This is a genomic window from Acidiplasma aeolicum, assembly GCF_001402945.1.
Taxonomy (GTDB): domain Archaea; phylum Thermoplasmatota; class Thermoplasmata; order Thermoplasmatales; family Thermoplasmataceae; genus Acidiplasma; species Acidiplasma aeolicum.
The window spans coordinates 1-15,681 of sequence record NZ_LKBG01000112.1 but is presented as its reverse complement, the minus strand read 5'-3'; the positions used below and the strand labels follow the sequence as shown (position 1 = coordinate 15,681).

At 35.3% G+C, this 15,681-nt stretch carries 15 protein-coding genes and 2 tRNA genes; 6 read left to right on the top strand and 11 right to left on the bottom strand.

All coding sequences use genetic code 11. The features are described from left to right. Window positions 1-69 precede the first annotated feature (69 nt). Window positions 70-1,263: an argininosuccinate synthase gene (locus AOG54_RS03355; RefSeq protein WP_048102075.1), complete on the top strand. Its 1,194-nt coding sequence runs from the start codon at window positions 70-72 to the stop codon at window positions 1,261-1,263. Continuing rightward, window positions 1,260-2,573, top strand: coding sequence for a lyase family protein (locus tag AOG54_RS03350; protein ID WP_048102074.1), 1,314 nt, complete (start codon window positions 1,260-1,262; stop codon window positions 2,571-2,573). Before AOG54_RS03355 ends, AOG54_RS03350 begins: the two co-directional genes overlap by 4 nt. A gap of 2 nt (window positions 2,574-2,575) precedes the next feature. Here the strand turns inward: AOG54_RS03350 and AOG54_RS03345 are convergent, their stop codons facing one another. Beyond that, window positions 2,576-2,899: a hypothetical protein gene (locus AOG54_RS03345; protein ID WP_048102073.1), complete on the bottom strand. Its 324-nt coding sequence runs from the start codon at window positions 2,897-2,899 to the stop codon at window positions 2,576-2,578. A 147-nt stretch (window positions 2,900-3,046) separates the two neighbouring features. Here AOG54_RS03345 and AOG54_RS03340 point away from each other — a divergent pair, with 147 nt between their 5' ends. Then, window positions 3,047-5,365, top strand: coding sequence for a valine--tRNA ligase (locus AOG54_RS03340; protein ID WP_048102072.1), 2,319 nt, complete (start codon window positions 3,047-3,049; stop codon window positions 5,363-5,365). On the opposite strand, the gene glnA is transcribed toward AOG54_RS03340, so the two are convergent. After that, complete coding sequence (gene glnA / locus AOG54_RS03335; RefSeq protein WP_048102187.1) at window positions 5,359-6,684, bottom strand: type I glutamate--ammonia ligase; 1,326 nt, start codon at window positions 6,682-6,684, stop codon at window positions 5,359-5,361. The genes AOG54_RS03340 and glnA overlap by 7 nt on opposite strands. Before the next feature lie 171 nt (window positions 6,685-6,855). Between glnA and AOG54_RS03330 the strand changes: the two genes are divergently transcribed. Both AOG54_RS03330 and cca read left to right on the top strand, forming a co-directional pair. Next, window positions 6,856-7,191, top strand: a complete 336-nt coding sequence (locus AOG54_RS03330) for a nascent polypeptide-associated complex protein (RefSeq protein ID WP_048102071.1) — start codon at window positions 6,856-6,858, stop codon at window positions 7,189-7,191. A 2-nt stretch (window positions 7,192-7,193) separates the two neighbouring features. Further along, window positions 7,194-8,492, top strand: a complete 1,299-nt coding sequence (gene cca / locus AOG54_RS03325) for a CCA tRNA nucleotidyltransferase (protein ID WP_048102070.1) — start codon at window positions 7,194-7,196, stop codon at window positions 8,490-8,492. 1 nt (window position 8,493) lies between these two features. Here cca and AOG54_RS03320 read toward each other — a convergent pair whose 3' ends face one another. The 8 genes from AOG54_RS03320 to AOG54_RS03285 form a co-directional block, all read right to left on the bottom strand. Beyond that, on the bottom strand, window positions 8,494-8,688 hold the full coding sequence (locus AOG54_RS03320) for a MoaD/ThiS family protein (protein WP_055032412.1): 195 nt from the start codon (window positions 8,686-8,688) through the stop codon (window positions 8,494-8,496). A 3-nt stretch (window positions 8,689-8,691) separates the two neighbouring features. Beyond that, window positions 8,692-8,764: transfer RNA gene (locus AOG54_RS03315), tRNA-Gln, on the bottom strand. Window positions 8,765-8,844: 80 nt separating this feature from the next. Beyond that, entirely contained in the window at window positions 8,845-9,489 is a 645-nt protein-coding gene (locus tag AOG54_RS03310) for a DUF1641 domain-containing protein (protein ID WP_048102068.1), read from the bottom strand. A gap of 6 nt (window positions 9,490-9,495) precedes the next feature. Further along, the gene (locus AOG54_RS03305) at window positions 9,496-10,731 is read right to left on the bottom strand and encodes an NAD(P)/FAD-dependent oxidoreductase (RefSeq protein WP_054963864.1); all 1,236 of its coding nucleotides are present in this window, start codon (window positions 10,729-10,731) and stop codon (window positions 9,496-9,498) included. Between the two features lie 254 nt (window positions 10,732-10,985). Further along, complete coding sequence (locus AOG54_RS03300) at window positions 10,986-12,053, bottom strand: isocitrate/isopropylmalate family dehydrogenase (RefSeq protein WP_048102066.1); 1,068 nt, start codon at window positions 12,051-12,053, stop codon at window positions 10,986-10,988. After that, on the bottom strand, window positions 12,047-12,529 hold the full coding sequence (locus AOG54_RS03295) for a 3-isopropylmalate dehydratase small subunit (RefSeq protein ID WP_048102065.1): 483 nt from the start codon (window positions 12,527-12,529) through the stop codon (window positions 12,047-12,049). Before AOG54_RS03295 ends, AOG54_RS03300 begins: the two co-directional genes overlap by 7 nt. Next, the gene (locus tag AOG54_RS03290) at window positions 12,530-13,777 is read right to left on the bottom strand and encodes a 3-isopropylmalate dehydratase large subunit (RefSeq protein ID WP_048102064.1); all 1,248 of its coding nucleotides are present in this window, start codon (window positions 13,775-13,777) and stop codon (window positions 12,530-12,532) included. Window positions 13,778-13,779: 2 nt separating this feature from the next. Then, window positions 13,780-14,985 carry a homocitrate synthase family protein gene (locus AOG54_RS03285; protein ID WP_236688980.1) on the bottom strand — a complete coding sequence of 402 codons (1,206 nt, stop codon included), beginning with the start codon at window positions 14,983-14,985 and terminating at the stop codon, window positions 13,780-13,782. Window positions 14,986-15,202: 217 nt separating this feature from the next. Between AOG54_RS03285 and AOG54_RS03280 the strand changes: the two genes are divergently transcribed. Then, a tRNA-Phe gene (locus tag AOG54_RS03280) sits at window positions 15,203-15,275 on the top strand. Between the two features lie 36 nt (window positions 15,276-15,311). Here AOG54_RS03280 and AOG54_RS03275 read toward each other — a convergent pair. Next, a complete protein-coding gene (locus AOG54_RS03275) occupies window positions 15,312-15,575 on the bottom strand; it encodes a molybdopterin dinucleotide binding domain-containing protein (RefSeq protein ID WP_048102062.1) in 264 nt (87 codons plus the stop codon). Between the last annotated feature and the right edge of the window lie 106 nt (window positions 15,576-15,681).

Below are 15,681 nucleotides of genomic sequence, written 5' to 3'. Positions count from 1 at the left end.
TTATTATTATCCTCCTGAATATAATAATAATACTTTCTCCATAGGAATAAAAACAATATTTTTATTCCTATGGAGAAAGTATTATTATTATATTCAGGAGGATTAGATACATCTGTCATGGCAAAATGGATACAGGAAAATTTAAAAAAGGAGGTTGTGACATTAACATTGAACATAGGAAACAGTAACCTTGATGAGATAAAGGAAAAGGCAATTTCACTTGGTGTTTCAGATGCTATAGTCGAGGATGTTAAAAATGAATTTGCTGAAAAATACATTAAAAAGGAGATATATGCAGATGGCTTTTATGGCGATTACCCGCTTTCAACTGCAATTGCAAGGCCGCTAATGGCTGAGAAGGCCGTTAAATATGCAGAGGAATATGGCTGCAGTACAATAGCACACGGGTCAACCGGTAAGGGTAATGACCAGGTAAGGTTTGAGGTGACAATTAAAGCTTTAAATAATAATATTGATGTAATTGCACCGGTTAGGGACTGGAATATGAACAGGCCCGATGAAATAGCATATGCAAAATCACATGGCATAAATATTACATACGGTGGCAAGTATTCTGTTGATGAGAATCTCTGGGGTAGGTCAATAGAGGGCTCAAACCTTGAAAAACTTACCAATCCTGTTGAGGACGATGTTTATGAGTGGGTAACACCGCCGAAAAATGCGCCAGACATTGAAACAGAGCTATCTCTTGAGTTTAAAAATGGAATTCCGAGTGCAATAAACGGTGTACATTATAGTTTAAAGGAGATTACTGAGAGGTTAAACAAAATTGCCGGTGAGAATGGAATAGGTTTTATAAATCATATAGAGAACAGGGTAACAGGAATTAAAAGCCATGAGATATATGAGTGCCCCGCTGCTGTGTTAATATTAAAAGCGCATAAAATTTTTGAATCGCTAATATTAAATAAAAACGAGGCAGACATTAAAAATTATATGGATTTTCAGTGGTCAAACAATGTTTATAACGGTCTCTGGTATGATCCGGTTATGGAGCATATTAATGCATTTGAGCAGAGCATTAACAAATACATAGAGGGAGAAATCAAGCTTGGCCTGTATAAGGGCAATATATCATTAAAAACCATCGATAGTGAATATTCTCTATACGACTATGATACAGTCAGCTATGACAACAGCATATTTAAACAGGACTCTGCTAAGGGGTTCATAGATATTTATAAAAATAATACCGTGCTTGGGTCTGCTGCAAGGAAAAAAACCCTAAAAGTGATTGAATGAAGATATGGTCAGGAAGCGCTGCATCAGAGGGTGATAACAGCGCCTATGATTTTATGGTTAAAAAGGACATAAATGTAGATGCCTATCTGGTAAGGTATGAGGCACTGCATCTATTAATGTATAATTTTTATTTATACAATCATGGAATAATAAAAAAAGAGGATGCAAAGAAAATATTCATTGCACTCATAAAGGCCTATGAGGATGGCATAAAACTAAATGAATCCCTGGAGGATGTTCATGGCAATATGGAATATTATATAATTGAAAATGCTGGAGAGGCTGGCAGGAATCTTAGAATGTTTATGTCAAGAAATGAGCAGGTGCACACAGATTTTAATTTTTTTGCAATGGAAACTTTATTATCATTCCAGAAAAGCATTCTTGAAACTGTAAAGGTAATAAATAATATAAGGCAGGATGGGGTTTTACCGGGATACACACATTTTAGGCAGGCCATGCCCATAAGGTATTCAACATATCTTAATTATATATCAGAAATATTTACATCAGCATTTTACAGGCTTAATGATGTTTTTAATGATCTTCTGGAATTACCACTGGGATATGGTTCTGGATTTGGTTCTGTATCCGGTGTTGATTTTGGTGAGGTTGCATCATACATTGGCATGAAAAAAAATATTAGGAACCCGCTGTTTGAATCAACCAGGTATATTGATACATACATAAATATAATATCTGTATTAAATCAGTTTCTTATAGACATATCAAGAATTTTTCAGGATTTGATAATATTTTCAGGTGACGAGATGGGCATAATAAGGCTTCCACCGGGATATGTCACGGGCAGCTCATTAATGCCGAATAAGGTTAATCCAGACTTTCTTGAAATTTTTCAGGGCTATGTCTCCAGATCCATTTCTCTAGCATCATTGATTTATTCTACCACCATAAATAAAACGCCAGGATATCACAGGGATTTTCAAATAATTAAGGATGAATTCATCCCGTTTTTAATAGATTTAAAAATTATTTTAAATGGCATGCCCGCACTTTTTAATGGTATTGAATTTGATTCAGAAAAAGCAATTAATATGATTAAAAATACAACATATGCAACATATAATTCAAGACTGGAGTTCAATAAAACACAAAACTGGAAGGAGGCCTATAAAGATACTGGAAATAAGATAAGAAATGGCATTCAGCTACAGGATTATATACCAGAGGCAGAAACGGATCATTTGGATACCAAAAAAATGGATGATGTATTAAGGGAAAATGAAAAATTTATTTACAGTAATATAAATGATTTTATTAAAAAAATTAAAAAAATAGTTGAAAGTTAGTTTTAATTTCCAAATACATCAATTTTTCTGGAGTTTTTTATTCTGTAAAGGTAGTCCAGAACTGATGGCCTGAAGTATGTGTCAATATATTCTAGTATTTCATTATCCGTTTCTCCAGACTGGTTAAATATTTCAGCCATTAAGTATGGCATAAATCCCTTAACATCCCCGATGGTAAATCCATGGGATTTCCATGTCATGCTTATTTCTTTGGCTATGCCCTTAAGATTCTGCATGGTATATGTTTCAACATCCTTTTCCTCTATACCATAGCCGGCGTCCTTTTTGGCAGATGCTTTCTTTTCCATAATTACATCATCAACCATAGAGAACACCTCCAAAAAGTTAATTACAAAGTTTTATTTAAATATTTCTATAAGACTTTATAGAAGTTTATATTTATATTATATTTTTGCCACCCTTCATTGGTATTCGTTAAAAAGATATTTAATTAAGATAATGATTTAGTTTATATGCTTGACATAGTATCCATGGAAAATAAATGGAGGGATTACTGGAAAAAAAATAATGTTTTTAAATTTACAAAGGGCGATAAAAATTTTTCAATAGATACACCACCACCAACGGTCTCGGGTAAAATGCACCTTGGACATGCTTATTCCTATCCACACCAGGATTTCATAGCCAGATATAAAAGAATGAAGGGTTACAATGTATTTTATCCATGGGGATTTGATGACAATGGTTTACCAACAGAAAGATACGTGGAGAAAACAAGGAATGTTACAATAGAAAATACACCATTAGGTGATTATATAGAAATATGCAAGGAGGAGAGCAAAAAGGCAGAGCTTGAACTTGCAGATGCATGGTACTCAATAGGCCTCAGTGCATCATTTAACGATTATATAGACACATCATCTGATTTTTCAATGAAAATGTCCCAGAAGTTATTTCTGGATCTTGCCAGATCTGGAAGGGCTTACAGGGCTGAGGCGCCGTATATAAGATGTCCAACATGTAAAACTGCCATTTCACAGATAGAGATGAAGGATGCAATTATAGATACGGACCTTGTTTACGTTAATTTTGATGGGATAGAAATTGCAACAACAAGGCCGGAAATGCTTGGTGCCTGTGTGGCTGTGTTTGTTAATCCCGGTGATGAAAGGTATAAGAATATAATTGGAAAAAAAATAAAGGTGCCGCTCTATGGCAATGAGGTTCCGGTAATGTCAGATGAATCAATAGACATGAATTTCGGTACTGGTGCAGAAATGCTTTGTACCTTTGGTGATCAGAATGATCTTGAACTCTGGAGGAAGTATAATCTGGATTCACGCATAATATTAAAGAACGATAAACTTAATGATTCAAGGTATTTAGATAATATTGGGATTAAAGAAGCAAGAAAGAGAATTATTGAAGAGCTGAAAAAAAATAATTATATAATAAAAATAGAAAAAATTAAACATTCAGTAAATACGCATGAAAGATGTGGAACCCCAATAGAAATAGGTATAAGCAAACAATGGTACATAAAAGACCTGGATATAAAAAAGGAGTTATTAGAATTTGGAGATAAAATAGAATGGATACCGGAATACATGAAAACCAGGTATGATAACTGGGTAAATGGACTTAGATGGGACTGGTGCATCTCAAGGCAGAGGTATTTTGGCATACCATTTCCTGTATGGTACTGCAATAAATGCGGAACAATAATTTATGCAGATGAAAAGGATCTGCCTGTGGACCCCAGGCTTGTAAATAAAAATATTAAATGCCCCGCCTGCGGTTCTGATGATGTTCAGCCTGAAAGGGATGTTATGGATACCTGGGCCACATCTTCAATAAGCCCAACGTTATATTTAACGCATATAAATTCCATGGATATGTATCCAATGGATGTCAGGTTTCAGGGGCATGACATTATTACATCATGGGCATTTACAACCATATTAAGATCCTACCTGCATTACAATAAAATACCGTGGAAAAAAATTGCAATAAGCGGCAATGTTTATGACCCTTTTGGACAGAAAATGAGTAAAAGCAAGGGAAATATAGTGGAGCCAAAGGATATAATAGAGAAATATGGTGCTGATGCGCTCAGATTCTGGGGTTCAACCACAATGCCTGGTGAAAATATAAAATTAAGGGAGCAGGATCTTGTAAGGGGCAAAAAAACTGTTATCAAGCTTTATAATTCATTAAATCTTCTAAAAATAATATCAGGTGGAAAAATACAGGGAGATATTAATATAATAAAATCTCCGGTAAATAAGTGGATAATGTCCAAATATGAAAAAACTGTCAGGGAAGTAACAGGATACATGGATGCATATGAGGTTATGAAGGCAAGAAGCGCACTCGATAAATTCTTCTGGAGCAACTACTGTGACAATTACCTTGAAATTATCAAAAATGATAATGAGGAATACAGAAATGAGAATATTGCAGTTTCTTACCTTATAATGGAAAATGTTTTAAAAATGTACTCACCAATTATGCCATTTATAACAGAGGAATTATATCACGAAATACATCCTGATTCGATAAGCATAGCCCTTGAAAAATATCCGGAATATGATGATAAATACCTATTTAATGAGGAAAATGATATAGATTACATAATTTCTGTTATAAATAGTATCAGGGCACTAAAAAGCAGCCTAAAAATATCAATGGCAGCACCGATAGATTCATTAAATATTACTGGAGATTCAGAAAAAATAGGCAGATATGGTTACATAATAAAAAATTTAATGCATATAAATAACATAAAAATAACCAGCGGTGAAAATATAAATATAAATGTAATTCAATAAAGATCTAAATATTTTTTAATTTCCCAGTCTGTAACGTGTGATCTGAAATCCTCCCATTCCTTCTCCTTTGCCTTCAGAAACTCATCATACATGAAATCCCCAAGGATCTTTTTCATAAGTGTGCTTTCCCTGAATGCATCCAGTGCCTGACCAAGAGACCCTGGCATCGACTTTATACCGTTTTTAATTCTTTCCTCACGGCTCATTTCAAAGATATTCTTTTCAACGGGTTCTGGTGGTTCTATCTTATTCTCTATTCCCTCAAGGCCCATGCCAAGGATTACTGCAAATTGCAGGTACTGATTTCCTGCAGAATCCGGGAATCTTAATTCCATTCTCTTGCCCTTGGGGCTTGCATGCGGTACCCTTATAAGTGCGCTCCTATTTTTATTTGCCCATGCAATATATACAGGCGCCTCAAATCCAGGTATTAACCTTTTATATGAGTTTACTGTTGATGCCAGTACCGGTGCTGCACCTGGTACATACTGGAGAATTCCACCAAGGTAGTGCATTGCATACTCACTGAGACCATATTTATTTCTTTCATCGTAAAACAGGTTTTCATCACCTGAAAATATGCTCTGATGTACATGCATTCCATTGCCGTTTATTCCCTTGATGGGCTTTGGCATGAAAGTGGCATGGTATCCATAGGCATTGGCTGTTTCTTTGACTATGCTTTTTATTATAATTATCCTGTCGGCCATTTCAACTGCTGTGGAATATTTAACATCAATCTCGTGCTGACCGTATGCCACCTCATGGTGTGATGCCTCTGGATAATAATTTACAGCCTCAAGTTTTTGAAGTATTTCCTGTTTTACAGTAAAGGATTTATCAAGGGGTTCGCGGTCAAAATATCCACCAAGGTCGCTTGGATATACTGTTGGATTTCCATCCTCGTCCTGTTCAAAAATAAAATATTCAAGCTCAGGACCAACATAATATGTTTTATTTTCCTTTGCCAGTCTTTCAACCTGCCTTTCAAGTATATACCTTGGGTCCCCCTCAAATCTTGTTCCATCTGGATTAAAAATCTTGCAAACAAATCTTACAGTTTTACCTGCATAATTTTCATTGCTTAAAAGTATATAAGATGAGAGTTCAGGTACTGCCTTCATATCTGAATTCTGAATTTCTTTAAATCCAAGAATTGAACTGCCATCAAACATTATGCCATTATATATTACGTCCTCAAACCTATTTTTTGGGACAGTTAGTGATTTAACATTGCCCATAAGATCAGTAAACTGCAGCTGCAAAAATTCAATACCTTCCTTTTTAAGCCTTTCTAAAACGGCCTCTTCATCCTGCATATAGCCATATACACTTATGTGATATATATTTTTATGATTATTTATTAGCATTTTGGCAAAATAAATAATGATTCCTAAAAAAATAAAATTATATATATAATTAATAAAATAAATATAACGATGCAATACAAAAACATAAAAATTAATTAAAGTAATTATTATTTAATATTTATGAACCCAAGAGAGCTTAAAAGGATGATGTCCCAAATGGGAATAAAATCCACGGAAATGAATGACGTAAAGGAGGTTGTTTTTAGAGGAACAGATAAGGATTATGTAATTGAGAATGCAAGGGTTACAATGATAGAGGCCCAGGGCCAGAGAACATTTCAGGTTCTTGGCACGATGAAGGAGGTTGAAAAAACAAAAACTGAAAGTCAGGGATTTAACGAGGATGATATAAAACTTGTTATGGAACAGGCCAAGGTTTCAAGGGAAAAGGCAATTGAGGCTTTAAAAAAGGCTGATGGAGAACCTGCACAGGCCATTATTGATCTTCAGAACTAGATATGCTGGATTTAAAAAAATTGCTTGATCAGTACAGTCCCTCAGACGAGGAAAATAAAAAACTTAAATTGGTAGCCAGTAATATAATTAAAAGTTTAAATGATGAGTGCAGTAAATTAAAAATTGATGCAGAGGCTGTGGAGGTTGGATCTGTATCCAAGGATACAAATTTAAAGTGCAGTGATATAGACATTTTCATACTTTTTAACAAGAAATATGATAAGGAATTCATGGAGAATACCGGCCTTAAACTGGGCCATAAAATTCTTCAGGATGGAATTGAAAAATATGCTGAACACCCATATGTATCAGGGCATATTGATAATATAAAGGTGGATATTGTTCCTGCATATAAGATGAACCCAGGAGAAAGAATAGAATCCACTGTTGATAGAACACCACTGCACACAAAGTTTGTAAATGAAAATTCAAATGAAAACATAAGGAATGACATAAGAAAATTAAAAATTTTTATGAAGCAGGTTAATGTATATGGTTCAGAAATTTCAAAATCGGGTTTCTCAGGATATTTATGTGAAATAATGGTTATTAATCTTGGATCGTTTATAAATGTTTTAAAAAAATTTGCAGAAAATAAGGGCAGATTTTTAATTCCTGATGATAAATCGCTTGAAAAAAAATTCCCTGAACCGGTTATAATAATAGACCCTGTTGATACAACAAGGAACGCCGCTGCAGCTGTAAGCCTGGAAAATCTGGCACGTATGGAGATTGCTTCAAAACTTTATCTTGAAACTCCAGAGAATTTACCATTAGGCAGTTTAAATAACAATAACATAAAGGATCGCGGCACATATATGAAAATTTTTACCATGGAAAGACCTGATGTTATTGATGATATAATATATCCACAGGCAGTTAGATTTAAGAATAAACTTTTTGGAATATTTGACAAATATGGATACAGGCCTGTATCATCAGAGATCCTTGTTAATAATAAAATAGAGATATTAATTGAATATGAGAGGGAAAAACCTCCTGATATGCTTATACATTCAGGTCCTCCTGCTGATTCTAATGAGGTTATAAAGTTTATTAAAATATGGATGAATAATGACCGCCTTCTAAGGGGCCCATATATTAATGGAAACAGGCTATATGTCGATATAAAAAATGAGAATACCGATTTTTCAAAAATTTTTGAAACAGAGTTGAAAAAAATTGATATAGGCCGGCATTTAAATCCATTAAAAAATAAAATACATGTAATTGACGTGGATAAAAATACACAGTATGATGTTCTTAAAAAGTTTTATAAAAAAAATATTTTCTTTGATTAACTTATCCACCAGAAAAAACCTCAAGCAAAACAACGTTATCGTCTGGCTTTATAATTTCATCGTCAGTTACCGGATCCCCATTTACAAGAACAACATACTCATCCGGATTTATTTTAAACATACTATAAAGTTCCCTTACAACGCATGGTGATGAAATACTTTCCTCAATTTTATTTCTTCCGATAACCCTTATCATAAACAGCTCCGGGCAGATTTGAACTGCCGTCATCGGATCCAAAGTCCGGTATGCTTGGCCGCTACACCACGGAGCTATAAAACATAATATTTTTAAAATATATAAGAAATTTGAATTGTAGAATAAATATATAAACAAATTTAAAAAAAATTAAAGTTATTTTTTGGCGCAGTTAAACTCGTTAGAGCAGGTTTTACCCAAACTTTTGAGAATTGAGAACACAATTCCAAGACCCTTCTGGGTATCCTCGTCCTTCATGGCATGCAGTGTTCCCATCATGCCACCAACGGGTGTTACAGTTTCATTCTTAATTGCGTTTTCTATTGCCTTTATCATATTTACATAGTGTGGTGTTACGCTGAGGTCAAGTGTTCCAAGGGAGTTTAATATTAATTTATTGTTCATTATTAAATTCATTGTGAAGTCGTTTGATATTAATCCCATAACTGCACCCATTGATTCATCGTCATTCAGTATGCCCATAATCGGGTCTAATAATCCCTTGCCCTGCATTACAGTGATGATTTCAAGCAGGTTTGAAAGTGCCTTAATGTTTTTCTGTTCTGAAATGATCTTTAACATTGCCATTATTGAATCAGATTTTGTTGTCAATGATAGAACATCATCGCTGGTTATAAGGCCAAAGATTGTTTTCATTGTATCTTCATCGCTGAGTATTCCGGATATAACATCCAGGAAACCCATGTTGTCCAGTTTTTTAACCAGCTCTATCAGCCTTGTCAGGCTGGATATATATTCTGGTTTCATCAATTTTTCCAGCTGCTCATCCTCAGTCATCATGTCTTATCACCAGCTTGCGAGATATTTATCCAATGCCATATCTCCATTTGTCCACATAAAGTATTTGGTAAATAATTCCTTCTTTATATGGTTTGTGGGTGAGGGCTGTGCTATCTTTTCATCCCCGCCATAGAATGTTGTATCATTTACTGCTATGGCAAAGCCCTCCAGCGGGTTATCTGCTATACATACCACCTCAGGTGCATATTCCTCCTGCTTTGTTGGCACACCAAGCCTGTTTGCAAGATCTTCCATTGCAATCCTGGATGTCTGCACTGCAAGGAATCCCAGCTTGGGAACTGTGACCTGGTTTGCATCACCACATGCATATACATTGGGGTATGTTACTGACCTCATGTGCTCATCGGTTGGTATGAACCCGCCGTCATCAAATAAATCAGGTGTTGAGTTTGCAACGGCGTCGTTCTTTTCATATGGTGGCAGTATTATTGCAAGATCGGCTTTTATTGTCTTTCCGCTCTCATCCACTATTTCATCCTTCTTAATTTCCTTTAACTTGAAGTTCCATACCATATCAAATCCAGCCTGGGCAAATAGGCTTTTTACGACGCTCCTTGATTCCTTTGCTATATCTGTAAGTATCTCCTCTCCCGGTGAGAATATTGTTATGTGTGTTTTGTCTAAAAGTCCCTTCTTTTTAAGGAATGCCGGAACCATTAAGGAGAGCTCAAATATTGGGCCCTCACATGCTGAGTCTGCCACTGATGCCCAGTTCTTTGGATACTTACCCCTTGGTGTTAATGTGCCCTGATAAAATACTCCGGATCCAATTGCTATGTTTCCTCCCTTCCAGTTTTCAAGCTTCTCATGTAATGCTGTTGCATACTGTGGCTCACATACGCTGTTTCCATATTCTTCCCAGCCCTTGATGTGTTCTATTCCAAGCTTTGCTCCAAAGGCAACAACAAGGTAATCATAGGATGCTTCCTTCTTTTCCTTGCTTGGAAGTTCATATTCTACCTTATTCTTTTTAGCATCAATTTTTGTAACCGTACCAAGTATGAATTTAATTCCCTTTGCCGGTAATGCTGTTGCCAGATCAACCTCAAGCTCTTCAGCTGTTGATACACCTATGGCCACATGTGGCATCCCGGGCCTGAAGGCCGCATATGGTGTGTTATTTATCAATGTAACATCTATTTTATCTCCTAAAAGCCTCTTTGCGGTATAAGCAGCTGTTAACCCTGCAAATCTTCCACCCAAAACTAGTAATTTAGTCATGTTAACTCACTTATTATAATATAATATCATAATATATTAACCTTTTTGTCACAAATATGAATTAAATAACGTAATTATGTAATAATTTTTAAACTCCTGTGAAGGATGGTGTGAATAAAAAGCAATTTTTCATATATGTGATTAAATGGGACGTTTTGTTTCATTAAATGTCGTTTTTGATACATGTTGTTTTGTATATGATAGAAATTGGGTTAAATCCTTAATATTTTTTAAACAGATATGTAAATAAAAATTTAATTATTTATTTCATATTTTTCATTTAATATATATTTTATGATGTCATGTGTTCCGGCATTTCCTCCAGATTCCACTGGAATTATTTTATTTTGAAGCATTTGGTTAATGATGTTCTTAATTCTTTGTGCATCCTTTTTATATCCAAGATAATCCAGAAGCATTGACCCTGATAATACTCCGGCAATGGGATTTGCTATTCCCTTCCCGGCAATATCAGGTGCGCTACCATGAACAGGTTCAAACATTGCATTTTTATCGCCAATATTTCCACTGGCAGCATATCCCAAACTTCCTGCAAGTGCAGATGTCATGTCTGAGAGAATGTCGCCATAAAGATTTGGTGCAATAATGTGCTTATATTTTTCAGGATGTAAGATAATATTGTACGCAAGTGAATCGGCATATTCGAATTTTATATTTTTATTAAATTTTGATGATTCATTTTTTGCAATTTCCCTCCAGAAAAGATACATTGATATTGCGTTTGCCTTATCTGTTATCACAATGTTATCATCTTCAATTAATTCATATGCCTTCCTGAAGAATCTTGTTATATTTTTTTCTGTAAGTATTCCAAGATTATAATTAAGTTTATCATTAGATGTTCCAGATATTTTAATATCATAATTATTTAGTGCATCAGAGTGCCTAAATTCCATATCATTATCAAGGGTGCCGTTTATTAATGAGTAAAAATCCTCCTTATTTTCGCGGTATATTGTTATGTTTAGATTATTATATTTAGACACATTTGGCATTGACATAACAGGCCTAATGTTCATATAAAGGTCCAGATCTTTTCTAAGTCTCAATATAACCTCCTGCTCCATTATACCAGGCTTAATTCTAAAATCGCCAATGGCCCCAAAAAGAATTGCCCTGTATGATTTTAATTCTGAGATTTCATTATCTGTTACTGTAATACCCTTATTTAAGTATCTCTCAGATGATATATCATAATATATAAAATTGATTTCATCGTTTATATTATTTATAACCCGGCAAACCTCAGGTATAATTTCCTTACCTATACCATCTCCTGGAATAACCGCAACGTCTACCATTTATATTCCCTCACATAATTTATTAACCCACCAGCATTTATTATATTTTTTAGAAAATCTGGATATTTTTTAAATGTATATTTTTTATTATTAATTAATATAACGCTATCATTGAAATCTATCGATATTTTATCACCGGAATTTGCATTGATTTTTGCCTCTATTAATGGCATTCCAAGGTTTATTGCATTTCTAAAAAATATCCTGGCAAAGCTCTCAGCTATTACACATGATATGCCAAGGCCCTTTATGGTTAAAACCGCATGTTCCCTGCTTGAACCTGACCCAAAATTTTTGCCTGCGATAATTACATCCCCTGGCTTTATTTTTCCGGCAAGTTCGGGGTCTGTGTATTCCATAAAGTGCTTGGCAAGTTCTTTCTCATCAGATGTAACCAGATACCTGGCCGGTATAATCTGATCAGTATCTATATCGTCTCCAAGAACCCATACATTTCCTGTTATCCTGTCATTCATTTAAATCTCCTCCGGCGATGCTATTCTGCCTAATATTGCCGAGGCAGCCACAACACTGGGGTTAGCTAAATAAACCTTTGAGGTTTTATCGCCCATTCTGCCTATAAAATTGCGGTTTGTGCTTGAAATGCAAACCTCCCCGGGTCCAAGAACACCCATATAACCACCAAGGCATGCACCGCATGTTGTGCCTGAAAAATAACCTCCGGCATTTACTATTATATCTATTAATCCCTCCCTTAGGGCCTGATTATAGACCTCCTGGCTTGCTGGAACCACCATTAGTCTAACCCTTTTGTTAATTTTTCTACCCTTTAAAATTTCTGCAGCCTTTCTAATATCCTCTATTCTGCCATTTGTGCACGACCCTATGTATGCCTGGTCTATTTCAACCCTAACCTCCGATAATGGTTTAACATTTGCCGGAGAGTTTGGTACTGCAACTGAGGGCTCGATATCATCTGCGTCGATATTAATTATGGATTCATAATGTGCGTCGGCGTCAGATTTAACTATTTCATAATCACCGCGAACCCGTTTATTAAGGTATTCTATTGTTTTATCATCTGTATCGAAGAATGAACATTTTGCCCCCGCCTCGGTTGTCATATTTGCTATTGTCATGCGTTCATTAACAGGTAATGAAGAAATTGCAGTACCGGAAAATTCCATGCATTTGTATGTTGCACCATCATGACCTGTAATTGATAAAACCTTTAATGCAACATCCTTACCCTCAACTCCCTTTTTTAGTTTTCCATTAATGTTTATTTTTATTGTTTCAGGAACCTTAAACCACATTTTTCCTGTGGCAAAAATTACACCTGCCTCAGTGCTGCCTATTCCAACAGATATTGAGGATAATGCACCGTATGTATTTGTATGTGAATCTGCACCGGCAATAAGCCTTCCGGGTGCTGCAAAGCCCTTTTCCATCATAACCTGATGGCATACCCCGCCATTGCCTATGTCAAAAAAATTCTCAATTCCATTATTTAGCGCAAAATCCTTTACCTTTCTGTACTGTATTGCAGATTTAATATCCTTGGGTGGTACAAAATGATCCGGGATAATCACTATTTTATCCCTGACGGGTGCATTTCCTATGGAATTAAAAGCATCCACTGCAATGGGCCCGGTAATATCATTAACCATAACATAATCAACATCTGCAACAACATAGTCCCCGGCATAAGAATCCGTGTGGGATTTTTTGCTGAAAACCTTTTCAACCGCAGTTTTACCCATAATTAATCACCCCTAATTTTTATAATATTTCTGGCAAGATTTATAACCCTGTCCTCATCAAATGCCTCCTTGCCATTGTATGATTTTATTTCTTCAAGTATGTATTTAACCTCATCCTCAGAACATTTTATTCCATTTTTGTTTAAAATCCATTCTATGGATGATCTGCCAGAATGCTTTCCAATAACTATTGTCCTCTGCCTGCCTACAAATTCTGGATTTATGGCCTCATAGGTTGCAGGAGAATTTATTATTCCATTCACGTGTATTCCTGCCTCATGCGAGAATGCATTTTCACCGACTATTGCCTTATTTTTTTGTATTTCCATGCCACTAAATCTTGATACTGCCTGGGATATATTATAAATCTTAGAAAAATCTATGTTTGTTTTTGCATTCATGAAGGCGGCTAATCCTGTTACTACTTCCTCAAGGGAGGCATTTCCTGCCCTCTCACCAATGCCATTTACTGTCACCTGCACCTGACTTGCACCACCCTCCACACCGAATATGGTGTTTGCCGTTGCAAGTCCAAAATCGTTATGGCAGTGGACGCTTACAGGTATATCTATATTTTGCTTGATCCTTGAAACAATATTTCTCATGGAAATTGGATTCATTATGCCCACAGTATCTGGTATGTTTACCTTATTGGCACCACTTACTTCTGCTGTTTTAAATGCTCTTATAAGAAAGTCCATATCAGTTCTGGTTGCATCCTCTGCAGAAAATTCAACATATAAACCGGCATCCTTTGCTATATTAATTGAATGTTCAATTTTTTTTAATGCTTCCTCCCTGGAAATCTTTAGTTTGTTTTTTAAATGAATATCTGACGTCGCTATAAATATATGTATATAATTAACACCTGAATTTATTGCAGAATATATGTCTCCATCGTTGCATCTTGAAAGGGCACATATTTTTGCCCTGTTTGCTGTGGAGTTTATGGATTTTATTATATTAAACTCCTCTGATGAAACAGCAGGGAATCCTGCCTCAATAATGTCAACACCCATATCCTCAAGCATGTATGCAATTTTATGTTTTTCTTCTGGAGAGAATTTAATGCCAGGGCTCTGCTCTCCATCCCTTAATGTGGTATCAAAAACGGTGATTTTCCTGCCAGTGCTGGAAAAACCTTCCCTGCTGTACATACCAATATTAAAAATCGCGTTAGAATCCATACTATCTATGTCATAGCCCATAAAAACACCACCTTAAAAATTAACTAATGTTTTAAGGTTAGTGTCCGCTCTGCAAACCCAAAAAGAACAACATGGTTGCAGCATTAGACACTTTACCAAACATTAGATGTGTATTATAATTATAATATATAAACATTTACATTGCAAAAAATATTGGCTATAAATGAAAACAAAAACCTTTTAATAAAAATAAGTCATACCTTTCTTACACTTTTAGGCCGTGATAGCTCAGTTGGGAGAGCGCCAGACTGAAGATCTGGAGGTCGCTGGTTCAATCCCGGCTCACGGCATTGTATTAACGGTTTAATGAGTTAAACAATTTTTCTTTATATACTCAAGAAATTTATATTCCATAAAGTTCCTTTTTTCATAGAATTTCTTTGCAGGCCCGTAGTTACAGTTATTCTATGGTTTATTTTTGGATTATGCATGTGTGCGAATACAACGCCTGGAAGAACATCCTCTGTAATTTTTGCCACCATGTCAATTTCACCAGTTTTTGATTTAAGCTTTACAATGTTTTCATATTCTATTCCAGGATTCTTTGCATCCACAGGGTTTATCCATAATTTTGGATTGCATTCCTGCATGCAGGATTGATATGGTGCTTTGCATAAATTATATTATTGTCATAATAATTCTTTAATGATTTTCTTAAAACAATAGGGGATGGTAATTCATTATTATTGGATTTTG

Coding starts and splice junctions, on each gene's coding strand:
- cca (WP_048102070.1), top strand. CDS start 7,194: ATGCTGGATTTAAAAAAATTGCTTGATCAGTACAGTCCCTCAGACGAG.
- AOG54_RS03320 (WP_055032412.1), bottom strand. CDS start 8,688: ATGATAAGGGTTATCGGAAGAAATAAAATTGAGGAAAGTATTTCATCA.
- AOG54_RS03295 (WP_048102065.1), bottom strand. CDS start 12,529: ATGAATGACAGGATAACAGGAAATGTATGGGTTCTTGGAGACGATATA.
- AOG54_RS03305 (WP_054963864.1), bottom strand. CDS start 10,731: ATGACTAAATTACTAGTTTTGGGTGGAAGATTTGCAGGGTTAACAGCT.
- AOG54_RS03275 (WP_048102062.1), bottom strand. CDS start 15,575: ATGCAGGAATGCAATCCAAAATTATGGATAAACCCTGTGGATGCAAAG.
- AOG54_RS03355 (WP_048102075.1), top strand. CDS start 70: ATGGAGAAAGTATTATTATTATATTCAGGAGGATTAGATACATCTGTC.
- AOG54_RS03310 (WP_048102068.1), bottom strand. CDS start 9,489: ATGATGACTGAGGATGAGCAGCTGGAAAAATTGATGAAACCAGAATAT.
- AOG54_RS03340 (WP_048102072.1), top strand. CDS start 3,047: ATGCTTGACATAGTATCCATGGAAAATAAATGGAGGGATTACTGGAAA.
- AOG54_RS03290 (WP_048102064.1), bottom strand. CDS start 13,777: ATGGGTAAAACTGCGGTTGAAAAGGTTTTCAGCAAAAAATCCCACACG.
- AOG54_RS03345 (WP_048102073.1), bottom strand. CDS start 2,899: ATGGTTGATGATGTAATTATGGAAAAGAAAGCATCTGCCAAAAAGGAC.
- AOG54_RS03330 (WP_048102071.1), top strand. CDS start 6,856: ATGAACCCAAGAGAGCTTAAAAGGATGATGTCCCAAATGGGAATAAAA.
- AOG54_RS03350 (WP_048102074.1), top strand. CDS start 1,260: ATGAAGATATGGTCAGGAAGCGCTGCATCAGAGGGTGATAACAGCGCC.
- glnA (WP_048102187.1), bottom strand. CDS start 6,684: ATGCAGGATGAAGAGGCCGTTTTAGAAAGGCTTAAAAAGGAAGGTATT.
- AOG54_RS03300 (WP_048102066.1), bottom strand. CDS start 12,053: ATGGTAGACGTTGCGGTTATTCCAGGAGATGGTATAGGTAAGGAAATT.
- AOG54_RS03285 (WP_236688980.1), bottom strand. CDS start 14,985: ATGGGCTATGACATAGATAGTATGGATTCTAACGCGATTTTTAATATT.